The sequence below is a fragment of the uncultured Ligilactobacillus sp. genome (genome assembly GCF_948826705.1).
GTDB lineage: Bacteria > Bacillota > Bacilli > Lactobacillales > Lactobacillaceae > Ligilactobacillus.
The window spans coordinates 1-3,569 of the sequence record NZ_CAQLEL010000139.1 but is presented as its reverse complement, the minus strand read 5'-3'; the positions used below and the strand labels follow the sequence as shown (position 1 = coordinate 3,569).

Annotated in this window: 9 protein-coding genes and 1 pseudogene; all 10 read right to left on the bottom strand. The window is 41.4% G+C overall.

The genetic code is table 11. The features are described 5' to 3' along the window. The coding region (gene rpsH, locus Q9Q35_RS10365) for a 30S ribosomal protein S8 (RefSeq protein ID WP_304653291.1) at positions 1 to 119 on the bottom strand (119 nt) is incomplete at its 3' end. Positions 120 to 150: 31 nt separating this feature from the next. Continuing rightward, complete coding sequence (locus Q9Q35_RS10360) at positions 151 to 336, bottom strand: type Z 30S ribosomal protein S14 (RefSeq protein ID WP_004050287.1); 186 nt, start codon at positions 334 to 336, stop codon at positions 151 to 153. A 12-nt stretch (positions 337 to 348) separates the two neighbouring features. Continuing rightward, a complete protein-coding gene (rplE, locus tag Q9Q35_RS10355; protein WP_004050289.1) occupies positions 349 to 891 on the bottom strand; it encodes a 50S ribosomal protein L5 in 543 nt (180 codons plus the stop codon). A gap of 33 nt (positions 892 to 924) precedes the next feature. Then, positions 925 to 1,137, bottom strand: a pseudogene (gene rplX, locus Q9Q35_RS10350) (50S ribosomal protein L24); the annotation flags it as partial. Between the two features lie 35 nt (positions 1,138 to 1,172). Beyond that, positions 1,173 to 1,541, bottom strand: coding sequence for a 50S ribosomal protein L14 (gene rplN, locus Q9Q35_RS10345; RefSeq protein ID WP_004050293.1), 369 nt, complete (start codon positions 1,539 to 1,541; stop codon positions 1,173 to 1,175). A 64-nt stretch (positions 1,542 to 1,605) separates the two neighbouring features. Next, positions 1,606 to 1,872, bottom strand: a complete 267-nt coding sequence (rpsQ, locus tag Q9Q35_RS10340; RefSeq protein ID WP_010688176.1) for a 30S ribosomal protein S17 — start codon at positions 1,870 to 1,872, stop codon at positions 1,606 to 1,608. Positions 1,873 to 1,898: 26 nt separating this feature from the next. Further along, positions 1,899 to 2,093, bottom strand: a complete 195-nt coding sequence (gene rpmC, locus Q9Q35_RS10335) for a 50S ribosomal protein L29 (protein ID WP_004050297.1) — start codon at positions 2,091 to 2,093, stop codon at positions 1,899 to 1,901. After that, positions 2,083 to 2,514 (bottom strand): 50S ribosomal protein L16, encoded by a 432-nt coding sequence (rplP, locus tag Q9Q35_RS10330; protein ID WP_004050298.1) that lies wholly within the window; start codon positions 2,512 to 2,514, stop codon positions 2,083 to 2,085. Before rplP ends, rpmC begins: the two co-directional genes overlap by 11 nt. Positions 2,515 to 2,517: 3 nt before the next feature. Next, positions 2,518 to 3,174, bottom strand: coding sequence for a 30S ribosomal protein S3 (rpsC, locus tag Q9Q35_RS10325; RefSeq protein ID WP_004050300.1), 657 nt, complete (start codon positions 3,172 to 3,174; stop codon positions 2,518 to 2,520). A 13-nt stretch (positions 3,175 to 3,187) separates the two neighbouring features. Next, the gene (gene rplV / locus Q9Q35_RS10320; RefSeq protein ID WP_004050311.1) at positions 3,188 to 3,535 is read right to left on the bottom strand and encodes a 50S ribosomal protein L22; all 348 of its coding nucleotides are present in this window, start codon (positions 3,533 to 3,535) and stop codon (positions 3,188 to 3,190) included. Between the last annotated feature and the right edge of the window lie 34 nt (positions 3,536 to 3,569).

The following is a 3,569-nucleotide window of genomic DNA, read 5'->3' as shown; positions in this document are numbered from 1 at the left end:
AGGATTTCAGCGATGTTTTTCTTCATTTTTGAAGCAGGAACTTCTACAGATTCATGCTTGACCATGTTAGCATTACGAATACGTGTCAAGAAGTCTGCAATAGGATCTGTCATTGCCATGTTATTGCCTCCTTTTCCTTGTTAATATGGACTACCAGCTAGCCTTTTTCATGCCAGGGATTTGACCCTTATGAGCAAGTTCTCGCAGGCAAACACGGCATAACTTAAATTTACGATATACAGAATGAGGACGACCACAACGTTCGCAACGTGTGTATTCTTGTGTTGAGAACTTAGCTGGGCGCTTATTCTTTGCTACTTGTGACTTTTTAGCCAATGTGAAACCCCCTTATTTAGCGAATGGCATTCCAAGTTGTGTCAAAAGTTCTTTGGATTCTTCGTCTGTGTTAGCAGTTGTAACGATAACGATATCCATACCACGAACCTTGTTAACATTATCAAAATCAATTTCAGGGAAGATCAATTGTTCGCGTACGCCCAATGTGTAGTTCCCGCGGCCGTCAAATGCACGCTTGCTTACACCATGGAAGTCACGCACACGAGGCAATGAAACTGAAACTAATTTGTCTAAAAATTCGTACATACGTTGTCCACGTAAGGTAACCTTGGCACCGATAGCCATACCTTCACGTAAACGGAAGCCAGCGATAGATTTCTTAGCGCGGGTAATAACTGGTTTTTGACCAGAAATAAGCGTAAGTTCTTCCACAGCTTCATCCAAATTTTTAGCATTGCTTACAGCATCACCAACACCCATGTTGATAACGATCTTATCAACCTTAGGTGCTTGCATGATTGATGAGTAGTTGAATTTTTCCATCAAGGATGGAACGATTTCATTAGTATATTTTTCTTTTAAACGGTTAACCATGAAGAAAGTATCCTCCTTTCTCGACTATTCACTGATTTTTTTAACGTTAGAAACATGAATTGGTGCTTCCATTTCAACGATCCCACCGTTTGGGTTTGCGTTGTTAGGTTTTTGATGCTTCTTAACGATGTTTACACCTTTTACGATCACACGATCATTTGCTGGGAAAGCCTTGATAACAACGCCTTCTTTACCTTTGTCCTTACCAGCGATAACTTTAACTTTGTCATTGCTCTTGATGAACATTTTCTCTGCGCACCTCCTTGCCAAATAGACGGATATTATAATACTTCAGGTGCTAAGGAAACGATCTTCATGAAGTTTCCGTCACGTAATTCACGTGCAACAGGTCCGAAAATACGTGTACCCTTAGGTGACTTGTCATCACCGATGATAACAGCAGCATTTTCATCGAACTTGATGTATGAACCGTCAGCACGGTGTGCACCAGATTTTGTACGAACAACAACAGCCTTGACAACATCGCCTTTTTTGACAACGCCACCTGGTGTTGCTTGTTTAACAGTAGCAACAATAATGTCACCGATATTAGCAGTCTTCACACGGGAACCACCCAAGATCTTGATAACCAAGATCTCGCGGGCACCGGAGTTATCAGCGACTTTTAAACGACTCTCTTGTTGGATCACAGTATGTGACCTCCTTTCGCTATTAGATAGATCAGAATACGAATGCTTTGTTAGTTATCGAAAATTAGATAATAACTGCTTTTTCAACGATTTCTAATAAACGGAAACGTTTTGTAGCTGACAACGGACGTGTTTCCATGATCTTAACAATGTCGCCAACTTTTGCTTCATTGTTTTCGTCATGTGCCTTGTATTTCTTTGAATACTTAACACGTTTGCCGTAAACTTTATCGTTCACGTAAGTTTCAACAACAACAGTGATTGTTTTTTCCATTTTGTCAGAAACGACACGTCCTTGATAGACTTTGCGTTGGTTACGAGCTTCACTCATGCGCGATTAGCCTCCTTTTCGTATTCTTATTTGTTCAATTCTTGTTGACGCAACGCAGTCTTGATGCGTGCGATCGTTTTACGAACTTCTTTCAAGCGTGCGGTGTTTTCTAATTGACCGGTAGCTAATTGGAAGCGTAAGTTAAATAATTCTTCTTTGAATTGCTTTTCTTTTTCGAGCATTTCAGCAGTGGTTAATTCATTAATTTCATTAATCTTCATTTGATTCGCCACCTACCTCACGTTTTACAAACTTAGTCTTGACTGGGAGTTTGTGGGAAGCTAAACGCAATGCTTCACGAGCAACTTCTTCAGAAACACCACCAATTTCAAACATGACTTTGCCACGTTTTACAGGAGCTACCCAGCCTTCTGGAGCACCTTTACCGGAACCCATACGAACACCAATAGCCTTAGCTGTGTAAGACTTGTGAGGGAAAATCTTGATCCAAACTTTCCCACCACGCTTCATGTAACGAGTCATAGCAATACGAGCAGCTTCGATTTGACGGTTTGTGATCCAATGTGAATCAGTAGCTTGTAAACCGAATTCGCCGAATGTTACTTCCTTACCGCCTTTTGCTTCACCACGCATTTTACCGCGGAATTCACGACGGTGCTTTACACGTTTTGGTACTAACATAGACTATTTCCCTCCTTTACCGTTATTTTTCTTTGTTGGCAATACTTCACCACGGTAGATCCAAACTTTAACGCCCAATTGGCCGTATGTTGTTGTTGCTTCTACCCATGCGTAATCAATATCAGCACGCAATGTATGCAAAGGAACAGTACCTTCTGAGAATTGTTCGATACGGGACATATCAGCACCGTTCAAACGACCAGCAACTTGAACCTTGATACCCTTTGCACCAGCACGCATTGTACGTTGGATAGCTTGTTTCATTGCACGACGGAAAGCAACACGGTTTTCCAATTGTTGAGCAATGCTTTCACCAACTAATTTTGCTTCTAAGTCAGGCTTCTTGATTTCCACAATGTTGATGTGTACTCGCTTGCCTGTCAAGTTGTTTAATTCTTTACGAAGCTTTTCAACTTCAGAACCGCCTTTACCGATGACCATACCTGGTTTTGCAGTATGGATAGAAATGTTAACACGCTTTGCAGCACGTTCGATCTCTACGGTAGAGACAGCAGCGTCGGCTAATTTCTTTTCGATGTATTCACGGATGTGTAAGTCTTCGTGTAAGTTGGAAGCAAAATCTTTTTCAGCATACCATTTTGCATCCCAGTCACGAATGATACCGACACGTAACCCGGTTGGATTTACTTTTTGACCCACGCGTTATCCCTCCTTATTTAACAGATACCACAACTGTAATGTGACTTGTACGCTTGTTGATTGGGGAAGCAGAACCCTTTGCACGAGGACGGAAACGCTTCAAGGTTGGTCCTTCGTTAACATAGGCTTCGCTTACATAAAGATCTTCAACATCTAAGTCAAAGTTGTTTTCTGCGTTTGCAACAGCAGATTTCAAAACTTTTTCGATTAAGTAAGCACCAGATCTTGGTGTGAACTTCAAGATACCGAATGCTTCAGCAACGTTCTTACCACGGATAAGATCGATCACAAGACGTGCTTTACGTGCAGGGATTCGAACTGTCTTGGCAGTTGCTTTTGCTGATGTTACTTGTTCAGCCATGATTTATCCTCCCTTATTATTTCTTGCCTGTCTT

Excerpts from the sequence above, each read along its gene's own strand:
- rplE (WP_004050289.1), bottom strand. The coding sequence starts at position 891 with ATGGTTAACCGTTTAAAAGAAAAATATACTAATGAAATCGTTCCATCC.
- rpsQ (WP_010688176.1), bottom strand. The coding sequence starts at position 1,872 with ATGAGTGAAGCTCGTAACCAACGCAAAGTCTATCAAGGACGTGTCGTT.
- rpmC (WP_004050297.1), bottom strand. The coding sequence starts at position 2,093 with ATGAAGATTAATGAAATTAATGAATTAACCACTGCTGAAATGCTCGAA.
- rplP (WP_004050298.1), bottom strand. The coding sequence starts at position 2,514 with ATGTTAGTACCAAAACGTGTAAAGCACCGTCGTGAATTCCGCGGTAAA.
- rplV (WP_004050311.1), bottom strand. The coding sequence starts at position 3,535 with ATGGCTGAACAAGTAACATCAGCAAAAGCAACTGCCAAGACAGTTCGA.